The sequence below is a fragment of the Coprothermobacter platensis DSM 11748 genome (genome assembly GCF_000378005.1).
Taxonomy (GTDB): Bacteria; Coprothermobacterota; Coprothermobacteria; order Coprothermobacterales; family Coprothermobacteraceae; genus Coprothermobacter; species Coprothermobacter platensis.
Genome location: NZ_KB899040.1, coordinates 737,585 through 762,380, shown reverse-complemented (window position 1 = coordinate 762,380; position 24,796 = coordinate 737,585). Strand labels below are relative to the sequence as shown.

29 protein-coding genes, 1 tRNA gene and 1 riboswitch are annotated in these 24,796 nt (G+C 41.9%); of the genes, 27 read left to right on the top strand and 3 right to left on the bottom strand.

The window, feature by feature from the left end; genetic code table 11:
- The first annotated feature begins 13 nt into the window (after positions 1-13).
- From rplO to truA, 16 genes are read left to right on the top strand one after another with little or no spacing between them, the layout of a single operon-like run.
- Complete coding sequence (gene rplO / locus D890_RS0104250; RefSeq protein WP_018963277.1) at positions 14-463, top strand: 50S ribosomal protein L15; 450 nt, start codon at positions 14-16, stop codon at positions 461-463.
- Positions 464-1,753 (top strand): preprotein translocase subunit SecY, encoded by a 1,290-nt coding sequence (gene secY, locus D890_RS0104245; RefSeq protein ID WP_018963276.1) that lies wholly within the window; start codon positions 464-466, stop codon positions 1,751-1,753. It begins immediately after the preceding gene.
- Positions 1,750-2,388 (top strand): adenylate kinase family protein, encoded by a 639-nt coding sequence (locus D890_RS0104240; protein WP_018963275.1) that lies wholly within the window; start codon positions 1,750-1,752, stop codon positions 2,386-2,388. The genes secY and D890_RS0104240 overlap by 4 nt, the downstream gene beginning before the upstream one ends.
- Positions 2,375-3,121: a type I methionyl aminopeptidase gene (gene map / locus D890_RS0104235; RefSeq protein WP_018963274.1), complete on the top strand. Its 747-nt coding sequence runs from the start codon at positions 2,375-2,377 to the stop codon at positions 3,119-3,121. Before D890_RS0104240 ends, map begins: the two co-directional genes overlap by 14 nt.
- On the top strand, positions 3,111-3,374 hold the full coding sequence (locus D890_RS0104230) for a KOW domain-containing RNA-binding protein (protein ID WP_018963273.1): 264 nt from the start codon (positions 3,111-3,113) through the stop codon (positions 3,372-3,374). The genes map and D890_RS0104230 overlap by 11 nt, the downstream gene beginning before the upstream one ends.
- Positions 3,374-3,595 (top strand): translation initiation factor IF-1, encoded by a 222-nt coding sequence (gene infA, locus D890_RS0104225; protein ID WP_018963272.1) that lies wholly within the window; start codon positions 3,374-3,376, stop codon positions 3,593-3,595. Before D890_RS0104230 ends, infA begins: the two co-directional genes overlap by 1 nt.
- 24 nt (positions 3,596-3,619) lie before the next feature.
- Complete coding sequence (gene rpmJ / locus D890_RS07860) at positions 3,620-3,733, top strand: 50S ribosomal protein L36 (protein WP_083760226.1); 114 nt, start codon at positions 3,620-3,622, stop codon at positions 3,731-3,733.
- 13 nt (positions 3,734-3,746) lie between these two features.
- Positions 3,747-4,121, top strand: a complete 375-nt coding sequence (gene rpsM, locus D890_RS0104220) for a 30S ribosomal protein S13 (RefSeq protein ID WP_018963271.1) — start codon at positions 3,747-3,749, stop codon at positions 4,119-4,121.
- 28 nt (positions 4,122-4,149) lie between these two features.
- Entirely contained in the window at positions 4,150-4,527 is a 378-nt protein-coding gene (gene rpsK, locus D890_RS0104215; RefSeq protein WP_018963270.1) for a 30S ribosomal protein S11, read from the top strand.
- A 24-nt stretch (positions 4,528-4,551) separates the two neighbouring features.
- The gene (gene rpsD, locus D890_RS0104210; RefSeq protein ID WP_018963269.1) at positions 4,552-5,184 is read left to right on the top strand and encodes a 30S ribosomal protein S4; all 633 of its coding nucleotides are present in this window, start codon (positions 4,552-4,554) and stop codon (positions 5,182-5,184) included.
- A gap of 17 nt (positions 5,185-5,201) precedes the next feature.
- On the top strand, positions 5,202-6,158 hold the full coding sequence (locus D890_RS0104205; RefSeq protein ID WP_018963268.1) for a DNA-directed RNA polymerase subunit alpha: 957 nt from the start codon (positions 5,202-5,204) through the stop codon (positions 6,156-6,158).
- Entirely contained in the window at positions 6,148-6,501 is a 354-nt protein-coding gene (gene rplQ, locus D890_RS0104200; RefSeq protein ID WP_018963267.1) for a 50S ribosomal protein L17, read from the top strand. Before D890_RS0104205 ends, rplQ begins: the two co-directional genes overlap by 11 nt.
- Complete coding sequence (locus D890_RS0104195) at positions 6,498-7,313, top strand: ATP-binding cassette domain-containing protein (protein WP_018963266.1); 816 nt, start codon at positions 6,498-6,500, stop codon at positions 7,311-7,313. The genes rplQ and D890_RS0104195 overlap by 4 nt, the downstream gene beginning before the upstream one ends.
- Positions 7,247-8,110: an ATP-binding cassette domain-containing protein gene (locus D890_RS0104190; protein WP_018963265.1), complete on the top strand. Its 864-nt coding sequence runs from the start codon at positions 7,247-7,249 to the stop codon at positions 8,108-8,110. Before D890_RS0104195 ends, D890_RS0104190 begins: the two co-directional genes overlap by 67 nt.
- Positions 8,110-8,925 (top strand): energy-coupling factor transporter transmembrane component T family protein, encoded by an 816-nt coding sequence (locus tag D890_RS0104185; RefSeq protein WP_018963264.1) that lies wholly within the window; start codon positions 8,110-8,112, stop codon positions 8,923-8,925. The genes D890_RS0104190 and D890_RS0104185 overlap by 1 nt, the downstream gene beginning before the upstream one ends.
- The gene (truA, locus tag D890_RS0104180) at positions 8,886-9,680 is read left to right on the top strand and encodes a tRNA pseudouridine(38-40) synthase TruA (RefSeq protein WP_245533139.1); all 795 of its coding nucleotides are present in this window, start codon (positions 8,886-8,888) and stop codon (positions 9,678-9,680) included. The genes D890_RS0104185 and truA overlap by 40 nt, the downstream gene beginning before the upstream one ends.
- Here the strand turns inward: truA and D890_RS0104175 are convergent.
- Positions 9,664-11,547 carry a primosomal protein N' gene (locus D890_RS0104175; RefSeq protein WP_018963262.1) on the bottom strand — a complete coding sequence of 628 codons (1,884 nt, stop codon included), beginning with the start codon at positions 11,545-11,547 and terminating at the stop codon, positions 9,664-9,666. The two genes, truA and D890_RS0104175, sit on opposite strands and share 17 nt — an antisense overlap.
- Positions 11,532-12,743 (bottom strand): methionine adenosyltransferase, encoded by a 1,212-nt coding sequence (gene metK / locus D890_RS0104170; RefSeq protein ID WP_018963261.1) that lies wholly within the window; start codon positions 12,741-12,743, stop codon positions 11,532-11,534. The genes D890_RS0104175 and metK overlap by 16 nt, the downstream gene beginning before the upstream one ends.
- A 75-nt stretch (positions 12,744-12,818) precedes the next feature.
- Positions 12,819-12,932: riboswitch (SAM riboswitch) on the bottom strand.
- A 63-nt stretch (positions 12,933-12,995) separates the two neighbouring features.
- Here metK and D890_RS0104165 point away from each other — a divergent pair.
- From D890_RS0104165 to D890_RS0104115, 11 genes are all read left to right on the top strand, one after another.
- Positions 12,996-13,790 carry a PP2C family protein-serine/threonine phosphatase gene (locus D890_RS0104165; protein ID WP_018963260.1) on the top strand — a complete coding sequence of 265 codons (795 nt, stop codon included), beginning with the start codon at positions 12,996-12,998 and terminating at the stop codon, positions 13,788-13,790.
- Between the two features lie 53 nt (positions 13,791-13,843).
- Positions 13,844-13,918: transfer RNA gene (locus tag D890_RS0104160), tRNA-Ala, on the top strand.
- Positions 13,919-13,938: 20 nt separating this feature from the next.
- Positions 13,939-14,460: a gamma carbonic anhydrase family protein gene (locus D890_RS0104155; RefSeq protein ID WP_018963259.1), complete on the top strand. Its 522-nt coding sequence runs from the start codon at positions 13,939-13,941 to the stop codon at positions 14,458-14,460.
- A 13-nt stretch (positions 14,461-14,473) separates the two neighbouring features.
- A complete protein-coding gene (locus D890_RS0104150; protein ID WP_018963258.1) occupies positions 14,474-15,346 on the top strand; it encodes a YitT family protein in 873 nt (290 codons plus the stop codon).
- A 22-nt stretch (positions 15,347-15,368) separates the two neighbouring features.
- The gene (gene hpf / locus D890_RS0104145) at positions 15,369-15,932 is read left to right on the top strand and encodes a ribosome hibernation-promoting factor, HPF/YfiA family (RefSeq protein ID WP_018963257.1); all 564 of its coding nucleotides are present in this window, start codon (positions 15,369-15,371) and stop codon (positions 15,930-15,932) included.
- Complete coding sequence (gene secA, locus D890_RS0104140) at positions 15,932-18,274, top strand: preprotein translocase subunit SecA (protein ID WP_018963256.1); 2,343 nt, start codon at positions 15,932-15,934, stop codon at positions 18,272-18,274. Before hpf ends, secA begins: the two co-directional genes overlap by 1 nt.
- Positions 18,271-19,383 carry a peptide chain release factor 2 gene (gene prfB, locus D890_RS0104135; protein WP_018963255.1) on the top strand — a complete coding sequence of 371 codons (1,113 nt, stop codon included), beginning with the start codon at positions 18,271-18,273 and terminating at the stop codon, positions 19,381-19,383. Before secA ends, prfB begins: the two co-directional genes overlap by 4 nt.
- Complete coding sequence (locus D890_RS0104130; RefSeq protein ID WP_018963254.1) at positions 19,376-20,092, top strand: cell division ATP-binding protein FtsE; 717 nt, start codon at positions 19,376-19,378, stop codon at positions 20,090-20,092. Before prfB ends, D890_RS0104130 begins: the two co-directional genes overlap by 8 nt.
- On the top strand, positions 20,064-20,993 hold the full coding sequence (locus D890_RS0104125; RefSeq protein WP_018963253.1) for a cell division protein FtsX: 930 nt from the start codon (positions 20,064-20,066) through the stop codon (positions 20,991-20,993). The genes D890_RS0104130 and D890_RS0104125 overlap by 29 nt, the downstream gene beginning before the upstream one ends.
- Positions 20,977-22,137 (top strand): murein hydrolase activator EnvC family protein, encoded by a 1,161-nt coding sequence (locus D890_RS0104120; protein ID WP_018963252.1) that lies wholly within the window; start codon positions 20,977-20,979, stop codon positions 22,135-22,137. Before D890_RS0104125 ends, D890_RS0104120 begins: the two co-directional genes overlap by 17 nt.
- Before the next feature lie 14 nt (positions 22,138-22,151).
- Positions 22,152-23,285: a S41 family peptidase gene (locus D890_RS0104115; RefSeq protein ID WP_018963251.1), complete on the top strand. Its 1,134-nt coding sequence runs from the start codon at positions 22,152-22,154 to the stop codon at positions 23,283-23,285.
- On the opposite strand, the gene D890_RS0104110 is transcribed toward D890_RS0104115, so the two are convergent.
- Positions 23,278-24,621, bottom strand: a complete 1,344-nt coding sequence (locus D890_RS0104110) for an NFACT RNA binding domain-containing protein (protein WP_018963250.1) — start codon at positions 24,619-24,621, stop codon at positions 23,278-23,280. The two genes, D890_RS0104115 and D890_RS0104110, sit on opposite strands and share 8 nt — an antisense overlap.
- Positions 24,622-24,796: the final 175 nt, after the last annotated feature.

Sequence of the window (24,796 nt, the reverse complement as noted above, 5' to 3'; positions counted from 1 at the left end):
GAGGTGGTCAGTGATGAAATTACAAACACTTCAACCTGCCCCAGGTGCTAAAAGAACCAAGAAGATTATCGGCAGGGGTACGTCATCAGGGCATGGTAAGACATCGGGTTTTGGTCATAAAGGACAAAAAGCTCGCTCCGGACGTGTTGGAAAACGTGGGTTCGAAGGCGGTCAGACGCCATTTTATAAAAAGTTACCGAAAATAATGAGGTTCAAGAACTATCCATTCAAAGTTGATTATGAAGTTGTAAACGTAGAGCAATTAAATCGATTTGATGAAGGTTCTACAGTGGATGTTCCCACGCTGGCCGCTAATAGAATGGTTAGCTCTGAGACATCCTTGGTCAAAATTCTTGGCCAGGGCGACATAAAGAAAGCGTTACATGTGAAAGTTCAAGCAGTAAGTTCAACGGCAAAGGAAAAAATTGAAGCCGCTGGCGGTTCCGTTGAGGTGGTGGACTGAATGTGGCAAGTACTCAAGGCGTCGTGGGAGTTTAAAGAAACAAGAAGCCGCATTCTGTACACCTTACTATTTTTAGTTTTGTTCAGAGCGGGTACGTTTCTCCCCATCCCAGGAGTTAATCCGAATGCCTTTCAAGTATTGCAAGAACAGGCTGGATTCCTTGGCATATTGAACTTCTTTACGGGTGGTTCGACATATTACACCGTGTCTGTCTTTACGCTCGGTGTATTGCCTTATATCAATGCATCCATCATCATGCAGTTGATGGGTGTCATTTTCCCAGCTTTAGAGAACATGCGAAAAGAAGGGGAAGAAGGAAGAAAGAAACTTCAGATGTACATAAGGTGGTTGGGTGCAGGCCTGGCAGTTGTTATGTCCTATGCGGCATATCTTTATTTCTCATATGGTCTTGCTGTCGGGGGCACACCACTTATTACTCCAAGTTTTGAGTCAGCGATATTGACAACTTTAATACTTGCTTCTGGATCTATGTTCTTAGTTTGGCTTGGTGAAGTTTTCACCATGAAAGGTCTGGGAAATGGTGTATCGCTAATAATCTTCTCTGGTATCTTAGCGCGTGTTGTTCCATCATTAGTACAGTTTTTCCAAACGACTACAAATGTAAGCAATGCTGTTTTGTCCGTTATTATCGCTCTAATATTCGGATTGGTTCTCGTATTTATAACTACCGCGGCATACCTGGCAGAACGCAAAATACCTGTACAGTATGCTAGCCGTATTAGAGGGACAAAAGTTTATGGCGGACAATCCAGCAGTATACCCATACGCTTACTGCAAGCAGGTGTAATGCCTATCATTTTTGCATCGGCGTTTATTAATGCTCCTACGGTCATTTCTGGTTGGTTTCCACAATCATCGTTCACCCGGTGGTGGAATGTTTACTTCAACCATATGACGATTTGGTATAACTTGATCTATTTCGTGTTGGTAATATTCTTTGCTTATTTCTACAACACTATTGCCTATGACCCAGACGAAATCGCGAAAAACATACAGAAACAAGGTGGTTTCATTCCCGGTATTCGTCCAGGTAAACCAACCGCCGATTACATTGCTGGTGTCATAAATAAACTTACTTTACCTGCCTCTATTTTTCTTGGATTGGTTGCTGTGCTACCTGACCTGTTTATGTCTTTGTTTGGTCTTGGAAGGCTGTTCCTATTTGGTGGTACGTCGTTGCTTATTGTCATCGGTGTGGCTCTGGAAATTTTCCGGCAACTCGAAGCTTATGTACAGCTTCGGCACTATAAAGGATTTCTTGAGTTATGATCCAGTTTGTCATATTCATGGGAAAGCCTGGGTCTGGAAAGGGAACACAGGCCCAGTACTTTTCCAAACATGGATGGATTCATCTGTCTACTGGTGATCTTTTCCGGAGGCATTTAGCAGAGAAGACACCATTAGGCAAACAGGTTCAAGAGTTCGTGGAAAATGGGAATCTTGTGCCTGACGAACTTACTTTCGCTTTGGTGGAGGATTTTCTAAAGAGCGTGGACCAAAATGCAAACATAGTTTTCGATGGTTATCCACGAAGTAAGCGTCAAGCAGAATTACTCGATTCGTGGTCTAAGAAAACGGGTAGCAAGTGTTTAGGAGCCATCGAGTTTTGTTTGAGCGATGAATCAGCCATGGAAAGGTTGCTAAACCGCTATTATTGTCCGGTTTGCGGTTATGTTTCAAATAAGCCCGGTTTTTGCGTAAATGATGGGACTCCATTGGTGAAAAGGATCGATGATAACGTCGAGGTTATACAAAAACGTGTTAGGGACTATGATTCATATGGAGCAGAACTGCGAGCGTATTATAGAAACAAAGGAATCTATGTGGCTGTAGATGCAGGCAAAGAGCCAGAAGAAATAAGTGCTTTTTTGGAAAGGATAATGTTGAAAAATGGTTTACGATAAAACAGTTTTGAAGCACATGAGAGAAGCTGGAAAGCGGCTGACAAAAGTTATTTTTGAGCTTCGCGAGGCAGTAGTTCCTGGCGTAACGGGGCTGGAGCTTGATGCCTTGGCTGAGAAAAAAATAAGGGCTTTAGATTCTGTACCTTCTTTTCTCGGATATGAAGGCTATCCTGCTTCAGTGTGCATATCTGTGGATGACGTCGTCATACACGGTATACCTTCTAAACGGCCACTTTTACCAGGGCAATTAGTTAGCATCGACTTGGGGTTGATTTATGATGGTTGGAATAGCGACGCAGCTTTTACTGTCATTATTCCTCCCATTGAGGAGAACAAAAAGAGATTATCAGATGTAACATTGGAAGCGTTGAAGCATGGTGTACAAGCTGTAAGACCTGGAGTAAGACTTGGAACTGTTTCATCAGCTATTCAGAAGGTAGCAGATGATGCTGGCCTTGGCATTGTACGGGATTTTACTGGGCATGGTATCGGTCGCGACATGCACGAGGATCCTCCCATCCCGAATTATGGCAGACCTAATACAGGACCGGTGCTCAAACCATATATGTTCATAGCCATAGAACCAATGCTTACTGAAGGAAGCGGCTGTGTTGTTATAGAAGACGATGGGTGGACGGTAAGAACATGCGACCACACAAACGCTGCTCATTTTGAATTTACGTTAGCTGTTACAGAAGACGGTGTGGAGGTTCTAACACCGCATGTGCAATGATATGGTTAGTTGTAACATTTCTGTTGGTGATGTGGTAAAATCTGTCAGCGGACGCACTAAGGACCATCTATTTGTGGTGGTTGCTGACAATGAGCGTTTTGCTTTTTTGAGTGATGGTAAACGTTGGCCAGTAAGTAGGCCAAAAAAGAAGAACAAGAAACACATAAAATCTATGGGAGTGAGAGTGGAAACTTTGTCCGATGAGCGAATACAGTTTTTTTTGCGTGAACTGTCACGCGGAGGGAACGATTAATGTCGTCTGAAAAAAAAGATGTCATTGAAGTTGAAGGGATCGTCGTAGAGAAGTTGCCCAATGCAACATTTAGGGTAGAACTTCCGGGAGGTAAGGTCATAACGGCATATACCTCTGGTAAAATGCGCATGAATTTTATCAGGATATTGCCTGGAGATAAAGTAAAGGTTGAAATTTCGACTTACGATCCTGATCGAGGAAGAATAGTTTATAGACTTTAAAAGTGTAGAAGGAGTGATTCTGAGATGAAGGTACGTCCGTCGGTGAAAAAGATTTGTGACAAATGCCAAATTGTGCGCAGAAAGGGTCGCGTTTACGTAATTTGCGAAAACCCAAAGCACAAGCAAAGACAAGGTTAGGAGGTGCAGTTAGGTGGCACGTATTGTTGGAGTAGAGTTGCCAGATAACAAGAGGATTTTGTTCGCACTACCTCGTATTTATGGTATAGGAAGAACCACTGCTGAGCAGATTTGTGATGCTTTGGGTATAGATCCTATGCAAAAACTTGGAGAGTTGTCTTCGGATCAGCTGAATACGCTTCAGGATTACATCACCGAGCACTACAAAGTGGAAGGTGATTTGCGCCGTGAAGTCGCCATGAACATAAAAAGGCTCATGGATATTAAGTGCTACAGAGGTATAAGACATCAAAGAGGACTTCCAGTGCGAGGCCAAAGAACCAGACATAACGCAAGAACTAGAAAAGGACCACGTAAGACCGTGGGTGCGAAAAAAGGAAGGAAATAGTTAAGTTTAAGGTGGAGGTGTTTTAAAAGTGGCTCAGAAAAAGAGAAAAGAACGCAGATATGTACCTTACGGTGTAGCTCATATCCATTCAACGTTCAATAATACGATTATCACAATAACTGACCCCAATGGAGCTGTTTTGGCTTGGTCATCAGGCGGTTTCTTCTTTAAAGGCACAAGAAAAGGAACCCCTTACGCTGCGCAATTAGCTTCTGAAAGTGTTGCCAAAAAAGTACAGCAAACCTACGGTATGAAAGAAATAGATGTATTCGTGAAAGGGCCCGGGCCTGGACGTGAAACAGCTATTAGAGCTTTGCAAGCAGTCGGTCTGGATGTTAAGTCTATAAAAGATGTTACGCCTATTCCTCATAATGGATGCAGACCGCCAAAGGCTCGCAGAGTGTAAGGCATAAGGAGGTAGAAATCAGACATGAAATACACTGGACCAGCTTGTCGTATATGCCGTAGATCCGGCGTAAAACTTTTTCTCAAAGGAGAAAAATGCCTTAGCCCCAAATGCCCTATGGAAAGGAGAGCATTTCCACCTGGACAGCATGGGCCGACCAGACGGGGCAGAAGGGATACAGAATACGGTATTAGGTTAAAAGAAAAACAGAAACTAAGACATACATATATGATTACGGAGACGCAGTTAAGGCGTTATTTTTCTTACGCTATTTCACAAAAGGGTGTTGCCACTGGTACTGCACTTTTACAACTTTTGGAACGTCGTTTGGACGCAGTTGTGCAACGCATGGGTTTTGCAAGCAGTATAAAAATGGCTCGTAACTGGGTGCGCCAAGGGCATGTTATTGTCAACGGTAAAAAGGTTGACATACCATCATACTTGGTAAAACCAGGAGACAGGATTGCCTTGGATGCTGATTTGAAGAACAATCCTGATGTAGAAAAGAGTTTAGCAAACAATGAAAGCCGTCCTAACATGGAATGGCTGAGTGTGGACGCCGAAAATCTTGAAGGTACATTTCTGAGGGTACCAAGCCGTGAAGAAATTCCAGTCGCCGTTACGGAGCAGCTCATAGTTGAGTACTACTCAAGATAAGGCGTGGTGAATAGATAATGGACAAGTTATTTTCAATAATGGACCTCGGGAGAACTACTGACCGTGAAACGGGAGAAGTTCAAAGATTTGCTAAGTTAGAGGCAACTAATTTACCCGAGGGAGAGGGTATTACCATCGGTAACGCTCTTCGACGTGTACTGCTCGGTCAAATAGGTGGAACAGGCGTTCTCGGTTTTCGCTTGGAAGGCCTGGAACACGAATTTATGGTTCTTGACGGTATTGTAGAAGATGGTTTGACTATCGGGCTTAATCTCAAGAAGGTGTTGCTGAATTACCATGGCGATGGCGTTAAGGTTCTGTACATAAAAGCGAAGGGACCTGCCGAAATCACAGCTAAGGACATTGTCCCTGATGCTGACATAGAAATACTCAACCCTGATCAACCAATATTAACTATTTCCAATGACCAGGAACTTTATATGGAAATCTACGTTAGTAACGGGGTGGGTTACAAGACTGTTGACGACAATAAAAAACTCTACCAGTTCCCATTCAGAACAATTTACTTAGATACATCGTTCTCGCCTGTAAGAAGAGCAGAGTTTCATGTTACTCCAGCCATTGTGGAAGAACCAGGTACCTTTGAAAGTTTGGAACTTCGTGTTTACACGACACTTGCTGCCGATCCTGCTGAAGTTATACGCCAGGCTGCAGAGTTTCTTAGTAAGGAATTTGGTAGTATCGCACAGGCAAAACAATCTACAGATGTAGAAGAAGTGGCGGTTGAGCCTGAAGCTTCAGATGAAAAACTGGATACGAGCATCGATGTTCTTAATCTGTCACGAGCAGTGTTGACACATTTAGAAAAAGCAGGCATATCAACTATTAGGGATTTAGTTGCCGTTTTAGATAGGAATGAAGCCATTCCTGGTATTGGAGCAGTGAGAGTGGAAGAGATTAAAGATAAGTTATCAGCATATTTAGAAGGAGGTAATACAGAAGATGAGGCATAAAGTTGATGGCCGTAAACTTGGACGTAAAACTGAAGCCAGAATGGCTCTTCTGCGGACGTTGTCAAAACAACTTGTGCTTTATGGGCAGGTAGAGACCACGCTGCCTAAAGCAAAAGAATTAAAAAGATTTGCAGACAAGCTTGTAACAGACGCAAAGGCTAAGGATTTACAGCACATAAGACTTATAGAGAGGCAGTTGGCTGATAGGGAATTAGTTCATAAGCTCACTGAAGAAATAGCTCCAAGGTTTTCAGAAGTAAATGGCGGTTATACATCTCTTTTGAAGACAGGGTTCAGAAAAGGTGATGGAGCTCCTACAGCCATAGTGCGCTGGAGCAAATGATTGAACTGAAACAAATCAGCTACGGGCTGGAGGATAGGCAAATTCTCCGGTCCGTTTCTTTATCAATCCCCTCTGGAAAATTCATTGCCCTCATGGGTGGAAATGGTGCAGGTAAAACCACACTTGCAAAAATAACGAAGGGATTAATTGTTCCTTCTTCGGGAAGTGTTGTTCTGGATGGACGTGATATTTCCTCCATAGAGCGAGAATACCAAACAAAAGTTGGCATCGTCTTTCAAAACCCTGAAAACCAAATTGTTTCCTCCATTGTAGAGGAGGATGTAGCTTTCGGGCCAGAGAACTTGAGTTTGAGTTCACCTGAAATAGCTGCTCGCGTGGAAAGCAGTTTGAAAACGGTTGGCCTGTGGGACCTTAGGCATCGTTCTGTACAAGCGCTAAGTGGTGGCCAAAAGCAGCGTTTGGCGATAGCCGGTATACTTGCTTTGAGACCATCATACATCATCTTTGATGAAGCTACGGCGCTCTTGGATCCGGTGGGAAAGCATGAGGTCTTAAACACTGCATTGGAGCTATCAAAATCTGTTGGAGTGCTTTGGATTACACACGATCTTAGAGAAGCACTGATGGCAGATTCAATATACGCTTTACGTGAAGGCGAAATGATTTTTTCCGGCTCAGTGCCTGAGTTTTTGTCACGAGGCGACATCATGGAAAAAGCCAATGTAGTCATTCCCGACGAAATTACTTTAGCACAGGAATTAATGCAGAGAGGAGTACGAGTAGATTGGCCGATTACCAAAGAAAGCCTGCTGAAAGCGACTATGTTATTGAGCTCGAAAATGTCTCATTAAGCTACGATTATGGTACTCCTTGGCAAGTCGATGCGGTAAAACCATTGACCTTGCGGATCAGGGCGGGGGAATGGGTTGCCATAGTGGGTCATACAGGTTCTGGAAAAACTTCACTGGCTCAAGTAACGGCTGCATTAACTTCTCCTACAACAGGAATAGTGAAACATTTCGGAAATCCATGGAACTATCCGAAAGACATTCCCTTAAACATTAGGCGCCGCATAGGATTCGTGTTTCAATTCCCCGAATATCAATTTTTTGCGGAAACTGTGTTTGAAGAAGTGTCTTATGCTGCCAAAAACTTTGGGTTGGACAATATAGAACAGCGTGTTGTGCATGCACTGGAGGTTTCAGGCCTTTCTTATGAAGCGTTTAAAGATAGGTCACCATTTACATTATCAGGAGGAGAAAAAAGAAAAGTTGCCTTGGCTTCCGTTCTGGTTTCCGACCCCGAAGTAATCATATTAGATGAGCCTTCGGCAGGTTTAGATGGTTCATCGAGAAAGATGTTTTGGGAGTGGTTGAGACAATATAGCAACGGGAATCGCACAGTCATTTTTATAACGCATTCTTTGGAAGAAGCTGTGCTAGCTGATAGGGTACTGGCCCTATCCAGCGGTGACGTGGTGTTTGCAGACACGCCAAGAGAAGTGTTTTCACACGTTAATACACTCCGGAGGATAGGCTTGGAGCCACCTGTGGCAGCTGATATATCGTGCGAACTTAGAAAAACAATGCAATTTCCAGTAACACTTACTATTCAAGAATTATTGAGTGCTTTAGATGGTGGTAGGTAATGGCTTTCAAAGATGTAGTCGTTGTTGGCCAGTATATACCCAGTGGAAGTATTCTGCACAAAGCCAGAGCAGAGTCCAAGATAATCATGACATTAATCTTGATTATAGCTGCTTTTCTATCCCAGTCATTTGCTGTGATGGCCGTTTTATTTACCGTATTAGCGTTTTTGATGGTTGTTTCACGTGTTCCGCTTCGATTTTATAGCAGAAGTGCACGGGCGGTTCTCATCTTGGTTTTATTTACTTTTGTCTTTAATGCATTGCTTACTGGTCAGAATGTTTTATTTAGAATAGGCCCTATCGCATTTAAAACTGAGGGAACGATAACAGGTGTTTTTTTTGGTTTGAGATTGTTCTTTCTCATCTTTGTATCCACTGTTTTGACCGCTACTACTTCACCTGTAGATTTAGCTGACGGGCTCAACACACTTCTTAAACCGCTGGAAGCAATAAAAGTACCCGTGGAGGAATTTTCTCTTATTATGACCATAGCGTTGCGTTTCATTCCTGTTTTGGCAGACGAAGCCGACAGAATACTAAAAGCGCAAAAAGCAAGAGGTCTCAATTTAACAGGGAATCTGTTTGAAAAAGTTCAGAAGCTGGTTCCTATTATTATTCCATTGTTTGTAAGCGCATTTATGAAAGCCGAAGATTTAGCTGTTGCAATGGAGGTAAGAGGTTACCTACCTGGAGTTAAACGAACAAAATACAAAGTAGCAAAGTTTGCCGCAACGGATTTAGGCATATTGGCAGCATCCGCAATTATCCTATGCGCATGCATTTACCTAAGAGGATATTGGCTTGTCACGTGGTAAAATACGCTGCTCTTATACAGTTTAAAGGAACACATTATTCAGGTTTTCAGAAACAAAAGAACGGCTTAGCTGTTCAAAATGTTCTGGAAGAAGTCATTTCCAGAGTAAATACGTTCCGTACAGTCGTATTATCTTCAGGCAGAACAGACGCTGGAGTTCACGCCTGGGGGATGCCTATTGCTTTTTGGGGTCGTGATGACGTTACTCCCGAAAGGCTTATGTACATCCTCAATAGAAATCTACCCATGGACATCAGAATACTATCTTTAGCAAGAGTGGACAATGATTTTCATCCACAAAAGAATGCAGTGGCGAAGCAATATGTTTATGCCATTACTACAGAAAAATTGTCACCTATTTTTTCCGAGTACTTTGCATACATGAAAGCAATACCACCTGAAAGATGCACTCTTGTTTGCGACGCCATAAGAAAAGTCGTAGGAACACATGATTTTGTGTGTTTTTCAAAGAAAGGTTCTGACGTGAAAACAACAGTGCGCACCATTTACGATATAAACATGATGTGCACACCAGAAAGAATGTACTTTTCCTTCGTGGGGGACGGTTTCCTTTATGCCATGGTAAGACTTATGGTGGGGACTTTTCTTGAAATAGGCTGGGGCAAACGTGAAGTAAAATCGATAGATGCTATTCTCTCTGGAAAAGAATATGCTAAGTACTGTGTACCTGCCCAGGGACTTAGTCTAATACGTGTTTGGCTTAACCCAGACCCGTTTGCTACACATCAAAACTGATAAACTGTGCTTTGGTAAGAGCGCGAGAAAGTACTTCCTTGGGGCTTTTATCCGTGATTATGAAATACTTAAACGTTTTAGACTTCCTTATGGGAACAGGTCCCCATACCACAGCGCCGTCCAACGCAAAATCATCACTGTTTAGTTCCAATTCAATATAGTGACCCAGTGGTGGCAATCCTAATGATTGTGCACTCTCCGCAACGATTGTTTCGCCGTTTTCTAAAATATTGTTTATACGTTCTTGATCTCTGGTTATTATGTGCAAAACGCCATCAGGTTTTAACCACATCTTGATGGATGATAAGTTCTTTAAGAATACTTTTTCAGGTATCGGTACAGGGGTCGCTAAGTCACTATCTGCAGATACGTAGAAAGCATCATCAAACAATTGTTTGGGCAAATAACGGAATATTTTTGATGTAGTAATAATAGTGTTCTTGGATAGATCGCGTTCTTGTGCAAAAGCTTTTTCTTCAAGCTGCAGTTCCAATCTTTCTATCCCAATACCGTTTGGTTCTAACGCTACACTTCCACATCTCGGGCACTTATCGGGTACACTACTTTTCATACCGCATCGATGGCAAACTAATTGTTTGTTACGTCTATGATAACGCATGGGGACTCCGCAGTTTGGACATGGAATGATGTAGCCGCAATGGTCACATTGAATGGATGTAGAGAATCCCAAACGGTTTACCAAATAGAGCTGTTTTTTTGACGCTGATTGCAAATCTTTCAGGTACGCGAGAATATCTACATCTTTTGTGCCTTTTACATTTTCCACAATGCAAGTACGTTCCTCATTTTGTTTGATTTCTTCAATGATTTGTGCCGGTACAAAGTTTGTCAAGACAATGCGTTGACTTGCTGTTCTAATCGCTAAGCTATCTATCGATTGAAAAACCGTTATTACATGTCTAAGGTCTTTCCATGGCCTTAATACGGTACGAGGAGTTCCTATTACAATTCCACCTGTTTTGCAAAATGCGTCTTGCAAGAATTTCGTGTACCCACCAGAATCGAGTACAACTGGTATTCGTTCCTGTATGAGTAGTCTGGCATATGATCGTGCCATTTGCAGAGAAGGGAAAACGACTAGAGTGGTTTGCCCATGCTCAAGAAGAAATCGCAAATACATGTGAAGATCCTCAAGTTTGTCCGGCATGTTTTCTAAACGCGGTAATTCATTGCTTACCGGTACGCTAAAGCGCTTAATAACATGTGTTTCTTCTATCAATGAACCTTCTTCTCTTAGCTTTTCCACTGTCCATGGATTAAGAAGTTTTTTCCAAAACAAGAGGGGTAAAGGCTTATTACCGAAGTGTTCATATATGGCATTAGAAACTAATAGAGAAGGAGCGACTAATCGTGCGTAGACCATAGCATAGCTATCAGGTTTTATAGTGGTTCTTTCAAGAACCCCAAGCTTAGCAAGTTCTTCTATCTGCTTTCCATATTTTTTCGATAAAGAATGAGTCAGTTCCACAGAATTGTTCCTTAGAAGCTTAAGAAGTTCTTTTTCCTTTTGTCCTCGTGGAACGTAATTGTAGGCTTTTATATGTAAGATAGTACGAGGTTCTTCTTTCCAATTATGTGCAAGTTCAAGCAATTCATAGGCATTAACAGGGTACTCTTCAAGTACCTCCAAGATTCTGTTTATTAGCCAGTCCGGGGCAAAGTCTTCTTGAAGGATTTTACAGGGTACAGTTCTTGGCGCCGGTGTCTCTTTTAGCACTATGCCTTTAAGTTTTCTGTTGTAAAAATCAACACTAACTAAATCTCCAGGAGATGCATCGCCTTCTGCGTAAGCAAGGCTAGCATCTCCAAAAAGTCTATTATTAAGAGCAACTAACAGTTTGTGCATGCATTAACGGAAAAGTACTCCTGAAGTATGGGGACCATGTCGAGTTGTTCCCATGGGAAGTGTGGTTTACCAAAATGACCATAGGCAGCAGTATCAAGATAATTCCATCCTTCTGGATGTTGAAGTCCAAATTTATCTATAATGCCTTTCGGTGTAAGTTCGATGTAATCCTGTTCCATTAAGTAACGTTCAAGCTCGCCTTCGTCTACGTTGCCGGTGCCGAAGGTATCCACATATATGGAAACAGGTTTTGCTTCACCGATTACATAAGCCAGTTGGATAAGCGCCTCGCGTGCCAATCCAGCAGCAACAATATTCTTTGCTAAATAGCGAGCTGCGTATGTAGCAGAACGATCGACCTTTGTTGGGTCTTTCCCACTAAAGGAACCGCCGCCATGAGGAGCACGAGATCCATAGGTGTCCACAATGATTTTTCTACCTGTAAGACCGGAATCGCCATTGGGCCCTCCTGTTACAAAACGCCCAGTAGGATTTATATGAAAATGTGTTCTGTCTGTAAGCAGTTCCGAAGGAATGACTTTCTTAATAACTTCTTCAACGATAAACTCTCTTAGTGTGTTCTCGTGAACATCTGGACTATGCTGTGCAGATACAACAACGTGTTCCACTTCTATAGGTGTCAGGCCGTCATAAACAACAGTAACCTGAGCTTTTCCATCAGGGCGAAGGAAATCAACCAACTTTTGTTTCCTGACTTCCGACAAGCGTTTTGTCAATGCATGTGAGAGTTCTATGGTTAGCGGCATGTAGTTTTCTGTTTCGTCAACAGCGTAACCAAACATCATGCCTTGATCGCCTGCACCAAGCTCATCTTCCAATTCGCCACTTTTACTTTCTAATGACCTGTCCACACCTAAAGCGATATCCTCTGACTGGTGCTGAATGTTTACGACATACATGTTTTCTTGAACGCTAAATCCTAAACTTGGATCAGTATAACCTATATGCTCAAGCACATGCCTTGTTACCCCAACATAATCCACATAGTTTTTTGATGTAACTTCTCCAACGAGTACTACGAGGTTTGTCTTTACTGTTGTTTCAACAGCGACTCGTGCTTGTGGATCACCTTTCAGATGAGCATCTAATATAGCATCTGATATCTGGTCTGCAACCTTGTCTGGATGTCCTTCAGTGACAGATTCAGAAGTGAATCTGTGGTTCCTCGTTTTCATCAATTTTGCACCTCCAAATCGGCAAATTTTTGACAAAAAAAATCCCTCTTACTTAATGGAGGGATTCGCTTCACCTTCTTATCTTTCTGCACCATCAAGATGCAGAAGGAGTTGGCACCATGCTTGGTTTTCTCCCTCGCTGGTTGCCGGGCTTCTTCGGGCCATTCCCTCCACCGCTCTTGATAAGAAGGTGTAACCATTATAACATGTAGAATACAGTTTTTACATTGTAGGATTTAAAATAGTGTTACTATGGGAGAGAATGGCGAGAATACAAGTTTTTCCTTGACGGGGTGGTATTTAACAGCAAAGGGTTTGGTTCGTGAAAACAATGAAGACGCTATTCTTATCAATGACGATGTTATAAGCAACGAAGATATGAATGAACCTATTCAATTCAGCTATATCGCAGGAAATGCAATTTTTGCTGTTGCCGACGGCATGGGCGGTGTTGGTGGTGGAGAAATCGCAAGCCGCATGGTATTAGAATTTTTGGCTACCCATTGGAGAGAATGGAAAACGATTCTGGATTTAGAAAAGTGCGTAAAAGCTGCCCATTCTTCGCTAATGCAATACAGTTCATCGCACCCTGATGTTAAAGGCATGGGAACAACGTTGGCGGGCGTTTGGTTTGCCGAACAGACGTCCGCTGTTTTTAATGTTGGTGATAGCCGCGTTTATGCGTTAGGCGATAATAGCTTCTTACAGTTGAGCAAGGATCAGTCTGTAGTTGCTGATTTGGTTGAAAAGGGTGTACTAACAAAGGAACAAGCGCGAAAACATCCTTTAAGAAACATTCTTACCCAATGTATTGGTGGGGTACCTGACAAAGAAGATTTACAACTCGTTGTAAAAGTGATAAGACCACTTTTGGGGCAGCGTTTTATGATTTTTAGCGACGGTCTTTATGATGTGTTTTCGGACGATGAACTGGAAGAATGTTTCCGCATGGAACCGCCGCGTGTTTGGAGGACACTTCTGGATAAATACTATCTTGATGGAGCTACTGATAATCTAAGCGTGGTTGATATTAACGTATTGTTTTAATAAGCGCTTTGCTTGACAGGTAAGATAGGCTTATGTTAAGATAAATTACACGTGGGGACGTGGCGCAGTGGGAGCGCGCTGCCTTGGCATGGCAGAGGTCACGGGTTCGAGTCCCGTCGTCTCCACCATTTAGTTAGGAGGGATATGTATGCTATCCAAATACGGAGAAAAAATCCCTGTTGTAGATGAGACAGCTTTTGTGCATAGTATGGCATTTGTTTCAGGGGAAGTTTATATCGGCAAGGACGCTTTTATTTTACCGTTTGTTTCTATCCGAGGAGACATCAACGCTGTCTATATCGGAGAGGGTACAAATGTCCAAGATAACGCCATTATTCATGTCACGGATGAACTACCCGTAAAAATTGGTGATTACGTTACTGTGGGCCACGGAGCCGTTTTGCATGGCTGCAGTATTGGCAATAATGTACTCATAGGTATGGGCGCAATCGTCTTGGATGGAGCGGTAATTGAAGATAATGTTTTAGTTGCAGCAGGCTCACTAATTCCACCAAAGAAGAGAATTCCATCCGGTTCCTTAGTGGTAGGTAACCCTTTTAAGATTGTAAGGACCCTGTCCGAAGAAGAGATTGCAGGTATAAAAGATAACGCTTTAGATTATATTCGTCTTAAAGAACAATACCGCCTATTAAGAGTAGACGCAGAATAAGGAACAGAAGCATATGATAGACTCGTTTAGAAGATCTGTACCTCGTTTTTCAGAACTAATACTCATTGTCTTAGGATGCGCGATAACTGCCTTTGGTATGGTGGCATTTCTTTTCCCACACAACCTTGCTCCAGGAGGAGTGGGTGGTTTGGCACTTATTGTTAATCACTTCTTCCCGTTTTTAAGTATCGGCACATGGATGTTGATTATGAACCTATTCCTTTTTGCTTTGGCTTTTATGATACTTGGTTCTCACATAGGCACGGGAACGCTTATAGGGACCTTCTTGCTAAGTTTTTTTGTAAATATTATTGGCAAGTATTATGTAAATCCCATTACCAATGATTTGCTTTTAAGCGTCCTATATGGGGGTGCATTAACTGGCATAGGGCTTGGATTGGTTTTTAAGGGAAGAGCTACAACTGGTGGGACCGATATTGTGGGATTCATTATCAATAAATTTACGGGTATTTCTATCGGGCAGTCCATCTTTATGGCTGACGGAACCGTAGTCACCATAATGGCTCTCGTTTTTAGGAGTACAGATGTCGCTTTGCTCGCTATTCTCAGCATTATTGTAGGAAGTGCTACGGTGGATATGGTCCAAAAAGGTTTCATAAGAGACCGTGTGTTCTTTATAATTAGTGACAAGCATGAAGATATATTGTCGGAAGTGGATAAGAACTTAGGAAGAGGTGCTACTCTCGTACAGACCTGGGGTGGTTATCAAAAGAAGGAAAGAAAAGGCCTTGTTGTGTGCGTGTCGCAGTCAGAAACAGATGAAATGGAAAAGATAATAAGAACGGTTGATGCTGATAGCTTTTATATTGTGGTTGAAGGCGTCCGCGTAGTGGGTGAAGGTTTTAGATCGCCAACATGGGTATAAAAACTATAAGGAGGGGATAAAGATGAAGGAAGAAAACGTCAACATCGAAATGGTAGGTAAGAACATTGAGCTTACACCTGCTATTAAACAGTATGTTGAGGAAAAAATAGGGCGTGTTTATAGATATTTTGATCGTATTCTGAAAGTAAAGGTGGTCATTGAAAAAGAAAGGCAATCTCGTGAACCTGTTTTTGATGTCGAAGTGACCTTAGATGCGAATGGTAAGTTAATTAGAGCTGAAATGGAAGATCCGGATTTATACGCGGCAATCGATAAAGTTTCCGATAAACTTGAATCAAATATAAAGAGGTTTAAAGAGAAACTGTTTGGTTCACGTCAAGCGGGGAGACAGGATAAGGTAATCCAAGAAACATATGAGAACGAAGTTGAAGACTTTAGCCAACCGTCCATAGAAAGAAGAAAACGTTTTGCAGTGAAACCTATGACAGAAGAAGAAGCTGTACTTCAGATGGAATCATTGGGACACACGTTCTTTGTCTTTATGGACCCTGATAGCGGGAATCCAAAAATTGTTTACAAACGCCGTAAACAAGGATATGGTGTTATAGAGGTTCTTACAGAATAATGCTTAACTGGTTTCAATCATTTTCCAAGGATAGAAAGTTAAAGAAGTATTATTCTTTTGTCGATGCAGTAAATGCTTTTGAAGAAGAAACATCGCGTTTGAGCGATGAAGAATTAGAGCAACGCAAATTCTATTTCCAAGATATGCTTGCAAAAGGACGCCCGTTAGATGATCTGTTGCCAGAAATGTTTGCTGTAGTTCGTGAGGTAGCAAAGCGCAGGCTAAACATGAGGCATTTTGATGTTCAGCTTATTGGTGGCAAAGTCCTATTCGAGGGCAAAGTAGCAGAGATGAAAACAGGCGAAGGAAAGACACTTGTCGCTACATTGCCTGTATATGCTATGGCTGTTTCTGGCCACAAAGTGCATGTAGTCACAGTAAATGAATACTTAGCGAAGCGCGATTCTAATTGGATGAGGCCTATATACGAGGGTTTGGGTTTGAGGGCTTCTTACATATATACCAACCAAAGCTCTGAGGAAAAAAGAGAAGCGTATGCTGCCGATGTAGTTTATGGCACGAACTACGAGTTTGGATTCGATTATCTACGAGATAACATGGCCTTAAGTTTAGGTGATATTGTCCAGCAGGGGCTCGATTACGCTATCATCGATGAGGCTGATTCTGTACTTATAGACGAGGCACGTACTCCACTAATTATTAGTGGACCTGGGCAAGAAGATACACGTATATACTATGAATTGGCTAAGTTGGCAAGACGGATGGTCCCGGGAAACGATTTCGAGTTGGAAGAAAAGGAACGAAACGTTATACTAACGGAGCCAGGTGCTCATAAGGTAGAACGGTATTTGAAACTTGACAACTTGTATTCACCTGAGAATGCTGATCTTCTAAGAAAAGTGCTTCAGGCGTTACGTGCTGAATATCTATATAAAGCGGAAGTGGACTACATCGTTAAAGATGGAGAAGTTATCATTATCGATGAATTCACGGGTAGATTGATGTACGGCCGGCGTTACAGTGATGGTCTACACCAAGCTATTGAAGCAAAAGAGAACGTTCAGGTTAAAGGAGAATCTCAGGTACTGGCACTGATTTCTTACCAGAACTTTTTTAAGCTTTATAAGAGAATTGCTGGTATGACAGGTACTGCTGCCACCGCCGCAAATGAGTTTAGCGGTATTTATAACATGGACGTTGTAGTTGTCCCTACAAATAAACCTATGATAAGAGAAGATTTGCCTGATGTTATTTATAGTACTGAAGATGGTAAATTCAAAGCTATTGTTGAAGACATAAAAAACCGTCACATGAAGGGACAACCTGTCCTTGTAGGAACACGGTCTGTAGAAAAATCTGAAAAATTGTCCAAGATGCTTAAGAAAGAGGGCATCGTTCATGAGGTATTGAATGCGAAATATCACGAAAAGGAAGCAGAAATCATAGCAAAAGCAGGACAAAAAAATGCTGTAACTGTCGCTACCAATATGGCTGGTCGTGGTGTGGATATTGTGCTTGGTGAAGGAGTTGCTGATCTTGGTGGTTTGCATGTTATTGGAAGCGAAAGACACGAGGCTCGCAGAATAGATGATCAGCTTAGAGGTAGAAGTGGCAGACAAGGAGATCCAGGAAGCTCTCAATTCTATTTATCGTTAGAAGATGAACTTCTTAAACTATATGGTGGAGACACGCTAAAGAACATCTTTGATAAGCTGCACGTTGAAGAGGATGATAGAATAGAACATCCATTACTCACGAGAGCCATAGAAACTGCTCAACACCGCGTAGAAAGCTATAACTATGAAATAAGAAAGCATTTACTTGATTATGATAATGTTCTGGGGCAACAAAGAGAATATATTTATAAAGAACGACGGCAGATACTTGAATTAGACAGCATTGAAGCTATGGTTACTCGATTAGCAGAACATTTTGCAGAAGATATTGGTAAGGATGCAGATGAAGCGGAAAAACAATTGCTTGCTCTCGGTATACATGTTGAAAACTTAGAGGGCATGAGTGATACAGAAGTAAAAGACGCAATAAGTAAAGCTGTGATAAACGCATACCACGAGAAGAAAAACGAATTGAATGCTGTTGATCCCGATGTAGATAAAAAAGTTATGTTAAGAGTGATGGACTGGAATTTTATAAACCATCTTCAGAATATGGAATACCTTCAACAGGGAATTGGGTGGCAAGCTTTGGGTCAGAAAGACCCGCTGGTGGAGTATCAATATCAAGCAGCCACCATGTTTGAAGAAATGCTTAGCAATGTTCGCAAAGATTTCTTCACATATTTTCTTAATTTAAGGATTGTTCAGCAAGAACGAACGTCACGAGAACAAAAAGATGCAAAAAGGAAGGGACGCAGTCGTTGACTTTGGAAGAAATCATTCAATCTCGCGATGTTGCTCGATCGGAGTTTGAAGAAGTACTATCAAACATCGATATCGAGAGTAAGAAAGCCGCTTTAAGAGATGTAAAGAAAGATTACGAAAAGCCGGATATTTGGTCTGATCCTGATAAAGCTGTGTCCTTGGGGAGAAAGGTACAGCAATTAGAAGAAGAACTCGACAGAGTAGAACAAATTGAGCGTTTGCTAAGGGATTTAGATGCGGCTATAGAACTCCTTCAGGAAACACATGATGACGAGCTAGAACAGCACGCGTGGGAGCTTGTAAGAGAATTAAATGAACGTATTCAAACTTTCCGCCTAGTTACCCTTTTCAAGGAACCTTATGATCAGAACGATGCCATATTAATGTTGCATGCTGGTGCTGGCGGTGTAGATGCCATGGATTGGACGCAAATGCTTATGCGGATGTACCTAAGATGGGCTGAACGGATGGGGTTCTCTACAGAAGTAGTAGATGTCTCACGTGGAGAAGAAGCAGGAGTTAAGTCAAGTACCATCTTTGTTAGAGGGCCATACGCTTACGGCTATTTGAGAGCCGAAAAGGGTGTACACCGTTTAGTCAGGTTATCCCCATTTGATGCTGATCACAGACGTCATACGTCTTTTTCTCTCGTGGATGTCGTGCCTGATGTGGCAGATGCAGAGGTGGAAATAGACCCTGATGATATAGAAGTTGAGACGTTCCGTAGTGGTGGTGCAGGCGGACAGCATCAGAATAAGACTGAGTCAGGTGTGCGTTTTACGCACAAACCCACAGGTATTTCTGTTACTGTTACGGAAGAACGATCGCAACTACAAAATAGAGAACGTGCAATGCGCATACTGAAAGCTCGTGTGCACCAATATTATGAAGAAGAACGCAAGAAGTCACTTGAAGAAATAAGAGGAGACGTAAAGTCAGCATCTTGGGGTAATCAGATCAGATCGTACATTTTTCACCCTTACAATTTAGTAAAGGACCACCGAACAGGTTATTCTCGTGGGGATGTGGAGAATGTTATGGATGGAGACATATTGGATTTTATGGTAAAGTACTTACAAGGCGTAAAAATGGAGACATTAGATGATTAGTCAGACTGAAATGGATCCTATTGTTAGTGTAAAAGAAGTTACCAAGATATACGGTAAAGGCTATGAGCCAGCACTTAGTAGGGTAAGTTTTGAACTTCATCGCGGGGAATTCGTTTACCTAATAGGTCCTACAGGAGCGGGCAAAACAACATTGCTTCATATTCTTCTGGGGCTCAGAAAACCTACTTCAGGTTATGTAGACATATTGGGTCACCATCTCGATGCCAGTGGCGGCTCTAAAGATATACGTAATTTGCGTTTAAGGACAGGTGTCATTTTTCAGGGGTCTTACCTCTTGAATGACAAAACTGTCTACGAAAACGTGATTATGAGCTTAGAAGTAAGAGATTATCCTGTGCCGGAAGTAAAGCGTAGGGCTGAAGCGATGTTGTATAAACTTGGACTTTTGGATAAGAAGAATTTTATGCCTGAAGAACTATCGGGTGGCCAGAAACAATTAGTTGCTTTCGCCAGGGCTATTTTGCATGAACCCGAGCTTATCATAGCCGATGAACCAACGGCAAATCTCGACCTGAACACAGCGAGAGAACTTATAAACACCATTCAATCTTTAGCCAAGAATATGAATACTACCGTACTACTTGCGACCCACAACGTGGAACTCGTTGCGGAAATGGGAAACAGAGTGATAAGACTAGAGAAGGGAAGAATTGTTTTCGATGCCAGAAAAGTCAAATCTTTTGCTTAACCGAATACTTAGAGAAGTCGTATGGGCATGGAGGCTCGTTAGAGCTAATATCGGTCAAGGTGTCGTGCTTGCATGCCTCATAATTATCGCAACGTTGGTTGGAGGATTTGCTTTTAGTACGTCTACGTGGTTCCAAAAAATACAAAGTAGCGCCTTGAGCCAGCTCCAAACGATTGTTTTTATCGATAAGTCATTACCTCAGGAACGTATACAGTCTATTAGAATGTCTTTTGCTGAACGTCCGGGTGTTTCAGAGGTCACTTTTGTAAGCTCTGATCAGGCTTTAACGGAACTTAAAGCCTCCTTATCCCAGTACAGCTGGCTCTTCGATAACATATCAGAGAACCCAATACCGCCCTCATTTGAAATACATTTCACAAATCTTGATAGTATGAAAACGTTCATAGATGATATGAGAACCGCTACTTATGTTACGGATTTGCTGTCTCCTTATGAGCAGGCGGAAAGTGTGGCATCTTTTATTTCTGGCTTGTACAAGGCAATATTCGCCATACTTATCGTGATGGTTGCAGTAATAGCTATTCTGGCCATGCTCTTAGTTGAGTCAGAGGTTCTAAAGCAGAGAGAATCACTGGCCTTGTATTCATTGCTCGGCGCCAGTTCACGGTTTTTACTTATGCCTTTTTTGATATATATTTTGTCTTTTTCCATTGTTGGTGTTATAGCAGCTGTAATATTTGGGCTATATGCTGCTCCATTGGTTGTAAAATTAGTTAATGTCATTAACGGGTTATTGTTTGGTATGACTGTTCCACTTTCAAATTGGGAACCTTACGTAATCCTTAGTGCAGTAGTGGCTTTGATATTTGTTATAGGCGGTGCTTATCTTGCAATGCACCGAAGTATCAGGGAGGTGACGAGTAGTGAGTTGGAACTCTAAGTGGGTACGTAAAGTAATCTGTTTGTGTTTAGCGCTCAGTGTTAGCGCTATATGTTTTATTCCTCTGCGGAGTGATGCGACCACCTACAGTGACCTTCAAAAGAAGAGCCAACAGCTTAAACAGCAAAAAGAGCAAGCGCAACAACAACTAAGCCAAGTGAAAAGCCAGAGTCAGGATGTATTTCAAACGCTTGTAGACTTGCAGAATCAAATAGAAAAGATCGAAGAGCAATCGTCATCGTTGGTTGAACGCAGAGACCTTTTGGAAGACCAAATAGCATCGCTTGATAACCAGATTAAGACATTGGAACAGACAATAACAGAGGAACGATCCAACATGGAGAGCACCTTAGTCACCATGTATAAATGGGAGAAAGTAGCACCTTCTGCTCTTGTCCTTGTAGTCACCTCATCCGTTAACCCCGAATTAGCTACATACGCTCTGCAGAAAGTTCTTTCAGGTCAAAACGACAAATTGGAATCATATGAAGATAATGTGAAACAATTACAAGCTAAACGGGAAGAATTGGCTAATGCAAAAGACGAAGTTGCTCAGACTATCGCTTCTTTGAACACGCAGCTTGCTAGTCTTCAAAGCAAATATGACGAACGAGAGTCACTCTACGCAGAACTTAAGAAGGAACAATCGAAGTATTCTTCGCAGTTAGCCATGATTACACAGCAACAAGCGGAAGTAAGTGCAGAAATAGAAAGAATGCTCGCAAGTACAAAGGTTACTTCAACGTCTAAATCAACAGGCTTTCTTAAACCAATGTCTGGCGTTATTACAAGCCCATTTGGGTGGCGTATAAATCCTCTTACGGGGTCTGGAAAGGATTTTCACACCGGTATAGACGTTGCTAATCAGTATGGAACACCCATAAAAGCGAGTAGAACAGGTAAAGTGATTTGGGCAGGATGGAAAACGGGATATGGGTTGTGTGTTATCATCGATCACCAAGATGGTTATGGAACGGTTTACGCCCATATGTCCAGAATCGCCGTGAAGTCTGGACAAACAATATCCGCCGGAAGTGTAGTTGGATATGAGGGATCTACAGGCTGGGCAACGGGCCCTCATTTACATTTCGAGATTCGTATTCAGGGCGAACCGACAAACCCAGCTAAGTTTGTGCAATTCTAAAGCAATGGTGACGTATGAATCGTAAATCGTTCAGTTCAGGCGTCTTAGTCCTTATTCTAATTGTTGGTATTACAGCAGGTTATGTACTTGGTGTTCTTACCACAGGTGGGCCTATAGTACTTCAAGCTGGAGATTACAAACTTTTGGATGAGGTAAAAGCTGTTTTACAACAACGTTATTACACGACTATTCCATCTGATCAAGAACTTATTTATGGTGCGGCCAAAGGGCTCACGGCGGCGTTAGGGGACCCCTGGACTGAGTATCTTACTCCCGATGAGTTGACCCAACTTCAGGGAGATCTTGAAGGAACTTACACCGGTATAGGAGTTGCAATTGGTAAAGTGAGCGATCAGATTGTTATACAAGCTGTTTTCCCAAATACTCCTGCCTCCCGTGCTGGTTTGAAAAGTGGCGATGTAATAGTTTCTGTTGATGGTAAATCTGTTGGTCAAGTATCTGTGGATGTAGTTTCTTCTATGGTAATGGGAAAAGCTGGTACTACGGTGACTCTGGACATTCTCAGAGATGGCAAGACATTTCCGGTTCAACTGAAACGTGAGGAAGTATCAATACCTGCGGTCACAGATTCAAAAATGGTTACTCCAACGGTTGGTTATATCTCTCTAAGGCAGTTTTATGATAATCGTGCTTCTTCAGAATTTAAGTCGGCATTACTTCAGCTAAAAGCAGACGGGGCATCTTCACTTATCATTGATCTGAGAGATAACCCCGGAGGCATGGTTGAAGAAGCGCGGAAAATTGTTGGCTATTTTGCTCCTGCCCAAGTGGTTGTATATGAAAAAGACAAGCAAGATATTAAGCCTCTTAAAGCTCCTGGTGGCTCTAAACTGTTCACAGGTTCTGTGGCCATATGGGTTAATGGAGGTTCTGCTTCAGCATCTGAAATTGTTTCGGGTGCTCTCAGAGATCTCATCGGGGCAAAGCTTATAGGTGAAAAGACTTACGGAAAAGGTGAGATACAGAGTTTTGAGCCTCTTAGCGAGGGTGCGTTGAAGGTTACTATAGCTGAGTACCTTACTCCAAACAAGACGACCATAAATAAGGTAGGTCTAACGCCGGACGTCAATGTAACTGCCACCAACGACGCGAAACTACTTCAGGAAACATTAAAAGTGCTTAAGTAGAAGTTTTCAACGAATCTTCTGACATAGGTTCAACCAGAATCGTTGTGTAGTCCTTATAATTAACCAGTCCTTTCTTGTTCTTATGGTGTCGTGAAACATTTTTTATTTGTGTGTATACTACTTCTACTTTAGGTTCGTCTTTTTTCGAACTATGAAAGGCTGCTATTTGTGCTGCAGTATATAACAACTCTTCTGTAATGTGCTCTGCTCTTACAACTACATGAGCGCCTGTTCCATCTTTAACATGAAACCACCAGTGCTTGGGTGAAGAAGAAAAGGTTATAAAGTCGTTTCCTGCTGCGGAAAGTCCGATGTATATCGGCATATCATTTACAATTATGCGTTTAAAAGGTTTCTTATAAGGTTCTTTATGAGGCTGTAACGTGGACACGTTGTGCTTTTTGCGTGCTATGGCTTTCTTTTCTAAACGTCTGGCTTTTTCAAAAAAAGATGTTGCTGCATCTACTGTATCAGCATATCCGGTTATATCAACGTCCATTGTTTCCCCAGTTGTCCAATCCGTAATATGGATTATGCCTCCGCTTTGCACAGGGACAGATAAAAGAGCTTGCCCTAAGCGCTTTAAGCGGGCAATCTTCTCTGCCTCCTCTTGTTCTGAGATCTCTTCTCTCTGAACAGTTCCTTCTTTTTCCTTTTTTTCACTCTTTGTTTTTAAACTATTAAGATAGGATTCTATCTGTTTGCTTATCTCAATGGTGGCTATATCTAAGGCTGTTTCACCTTCCGCCGGTGATGGCCAAGCTAAATCCCTTCCAACTACGATTGATTTTAGATCTGTCCTCTTTAAGTGATTGAATAGGATGTTTCTCGCACTTTCAGGTAGATTTTGTAAAAAGTATTCCCTTTGTGGGTGGAAGAACTTATTTCCTGTCTGCTCTGGAGCATGATAAACTTGCCCTTCAATGAAAGTACGTTTTCCTGCTCCATTTTCCCTCGAAGCGTATATGATTCTTCCGTTCTCCAAGACCAATAGTGCGGCATAGTTAGGAATGAGCTCTACTACTATCATCCGACTCATTATGCCGAGCCTATCTTGCATTTGTATTCTGATGATTCGATCATTACCGGTGCAATCGACCGTGCTTATGTGCAGATTTGCAATCATATCTGTTAGCTTCTTATTTTTGTGATCTGTCGGTAGAATACCTCGACCTATTATAGGAAAAGGTTGGTAAAGAGATATCAATATACCTCCCATTGAAGTGTCGATATTGAAAAAATGATTATCCTCAAAGACAGCAGTAACTTTGGCATCATGAAAATACCGATCTAAATCTCTCGCCAAATATGTCAAAAAATAGGTATCAATTTTCATATGCTATAAATCCTTGCAAGGGTCATATACTTTGTTTTCATCAGTATCACTTCTCCCAAATCACGAAAAATGTTTGCGTACATTGAGTTCGTTTTATATATTAGCAGAGTATTTATCAGCTTTCGCATAAATTAGTCTGGCTATACAAAGCATGTAAAGTTGAAAACCTGCTTCT

What these genes read in the sequence shown, in the direction of transcription:
- rpsD (WP_018963269.1), top strand. Translation starts at nt 4,552, where the DNA reads ATGAAATACACTGGACCAGCTTGTCGTATATGCCGTAGATCCGGCGTA.
- D890_RS0104130 (WP_018963254.1), top strand. Translation starts at nt 19,376, where the DNA reads ATGATTAGTCAGACTGAAATGGATCCTATTGTTAGTGTAAAAGAAGTT.
- metK (WP_018963261.1), bottom strand. Translation starts at nt 12,743, where the DNA reads ATGAAAACGAGGAACCACAGATTCACTTCTGAATCTGTCACTGAAGGA.
- D890_RS0104175 (WP_018963262.1), bottom strand. Translation starts at nt 11,547, where the DNA reads ATGCACAAACTGTTAGTTGCTCTTAATAATAGACTTTTTGGAGATGCT.
- secA (WP_018963256.1), top strand. Translation starts at nt 15,932, where the DNA reads ATGCTTAACTGGTTTCAATCATTTTCCAAGGATAGAAAGTTAAAGAAG.
- D890_RS0104195 (WP_018963266.1), top strand. Translation starts at nt 6,498, where the DNA reads ATGATTGAACTGAAACAAATCAGCTACGGGCTGGAGGATAGGCAAATT.
- rplQ (WP_018963267.1), top strand. Translation starts at nt 6,148, where the DNA reads ATGAGGCATAAAGTTGATGGCCGTAAACTTGGACGTAAAACTGAAGCC.
- infA (WP_018963272.1), top strand. Translation starts at nt 3,374, where the DNA reads ATGTCGTCTGAAAAAAAAGATGTCATTGAAGTTGAAGGGATCGTCGTA.
- D890_RS0104125 (WP_018963253.1), top strand. Translation starts at nt 20,064, where the DNA reads ATGCCAGAAAAGTCAAATCTTTTGCTTAACCGAATACTTAGAGAAGTC.
- map (WP_018963274.1), top strand. Translation starts at nt 2,375, where the DNA reads ATGGTTTACGATAAAACAGTTTTGAAGCACATGAGAGAAGCTGGAAAG.
- rplO (WP_018963277.1), top strand. Translation starts at nt 14, where the DNA reads ATGAAATTACAAACACTTCAACCTGCCCCAGGTGCTAAAAGAACCAAG.
- secY (WP_018963276.1), top strand. Translation starts at nt 464, where the DNA reads ATGTGGCAAGTACTCAAGGCGTCGTGGGAGTTTAAAGAAACAAGAAGC.
- rpmJ (WP_083760226.1), top strand. Translation starts at nt 3,620, where the DNA reads ATGAAGGTACGTCCGTCGGTGAAAAAGATTTGTGACAAATGCCAAATT.
- D890_RS0104240 (WP_018963275.1), top strand. Translation starts at nt 1,750, where the DNA reads ATGATCCAGTTTGTCATATTCATGGGAAAGCCTGGGTCTGGAAAGGGA.
- D890_RS0104230 (WP_018963273.1), top strand. Translation starts at nt 3,111, where the DNA reads ATGTGCAATGATATGGTTAGTTGTAACATTTCTGTTGGTGATGTGGTA.
- hpf (WP_018963257.1), top strand. Translation starts at nt 15,369, where the DNA reads ATGAAGGAAGAAAACGTCAACATCGAAATGGTAGGTAAGAACATTGAG.
- D890_RS0104165 (WP_018963260.1), top strand. Translation starts at nt 12,996, where the DNA reads ATGGGAGAGAATGGCGAGAATACAAGTTTTTCCTTGACGGGGTGGTAT.
- D890_RS0104205 (WP_018963268.1), top strand. Translation starts at nt 5,202, where the DNA reads ATGGACAAGTTATTTTCAATAATGGACCTCGGGAGAACTACTGACCGT.
- D890_RS0104155 (WP_018963259.1), top strand. Translation starts at nt 13,939, where the DNA reads ATGCTATCCAAATACGGAGAAAAAATCCCTGTTGTAGATGAGACAGCT.
- D890_RS0104150 (WP_018963258.1), top strand. Translation starts at nt 14,474, where the DNA reads ATGATAGACTCGTTTAGAAGATCTGTACCTCGTTTTTCAGAACTAATA.
- D890_RS0104185 (WP_018963264.1), top strand. Translation starts at nt 8,110, where the DNA reads ATGGCTTTCAAAGATGTAGTCGTTGTTGGCCAGTATATACCCAGTGGA.
- truA (WP_245533139.1), top strand. Translation starts at nt 8,886, where the DNA reads ATGCATTTACCTAAGAGGATATTGGCTTGTCACGTGGTAAAATACGCT.
- D890_RS0104115 (WP_018963251.1), top strand. Translation starts at nt 22,152, where the DNA reads ATGAATCGTAAATCGTTCAGTTCAGGCGTCTTAGTCCTTATTCTAATT.
- D890_RS0104110 (WP_018963250.1), bottom strand. Translation starts at nt 24,621, where the DNA reads ATGAAAATTGATACCTATTTTTTGACATATTTGGCGAGAGATTTAGAT.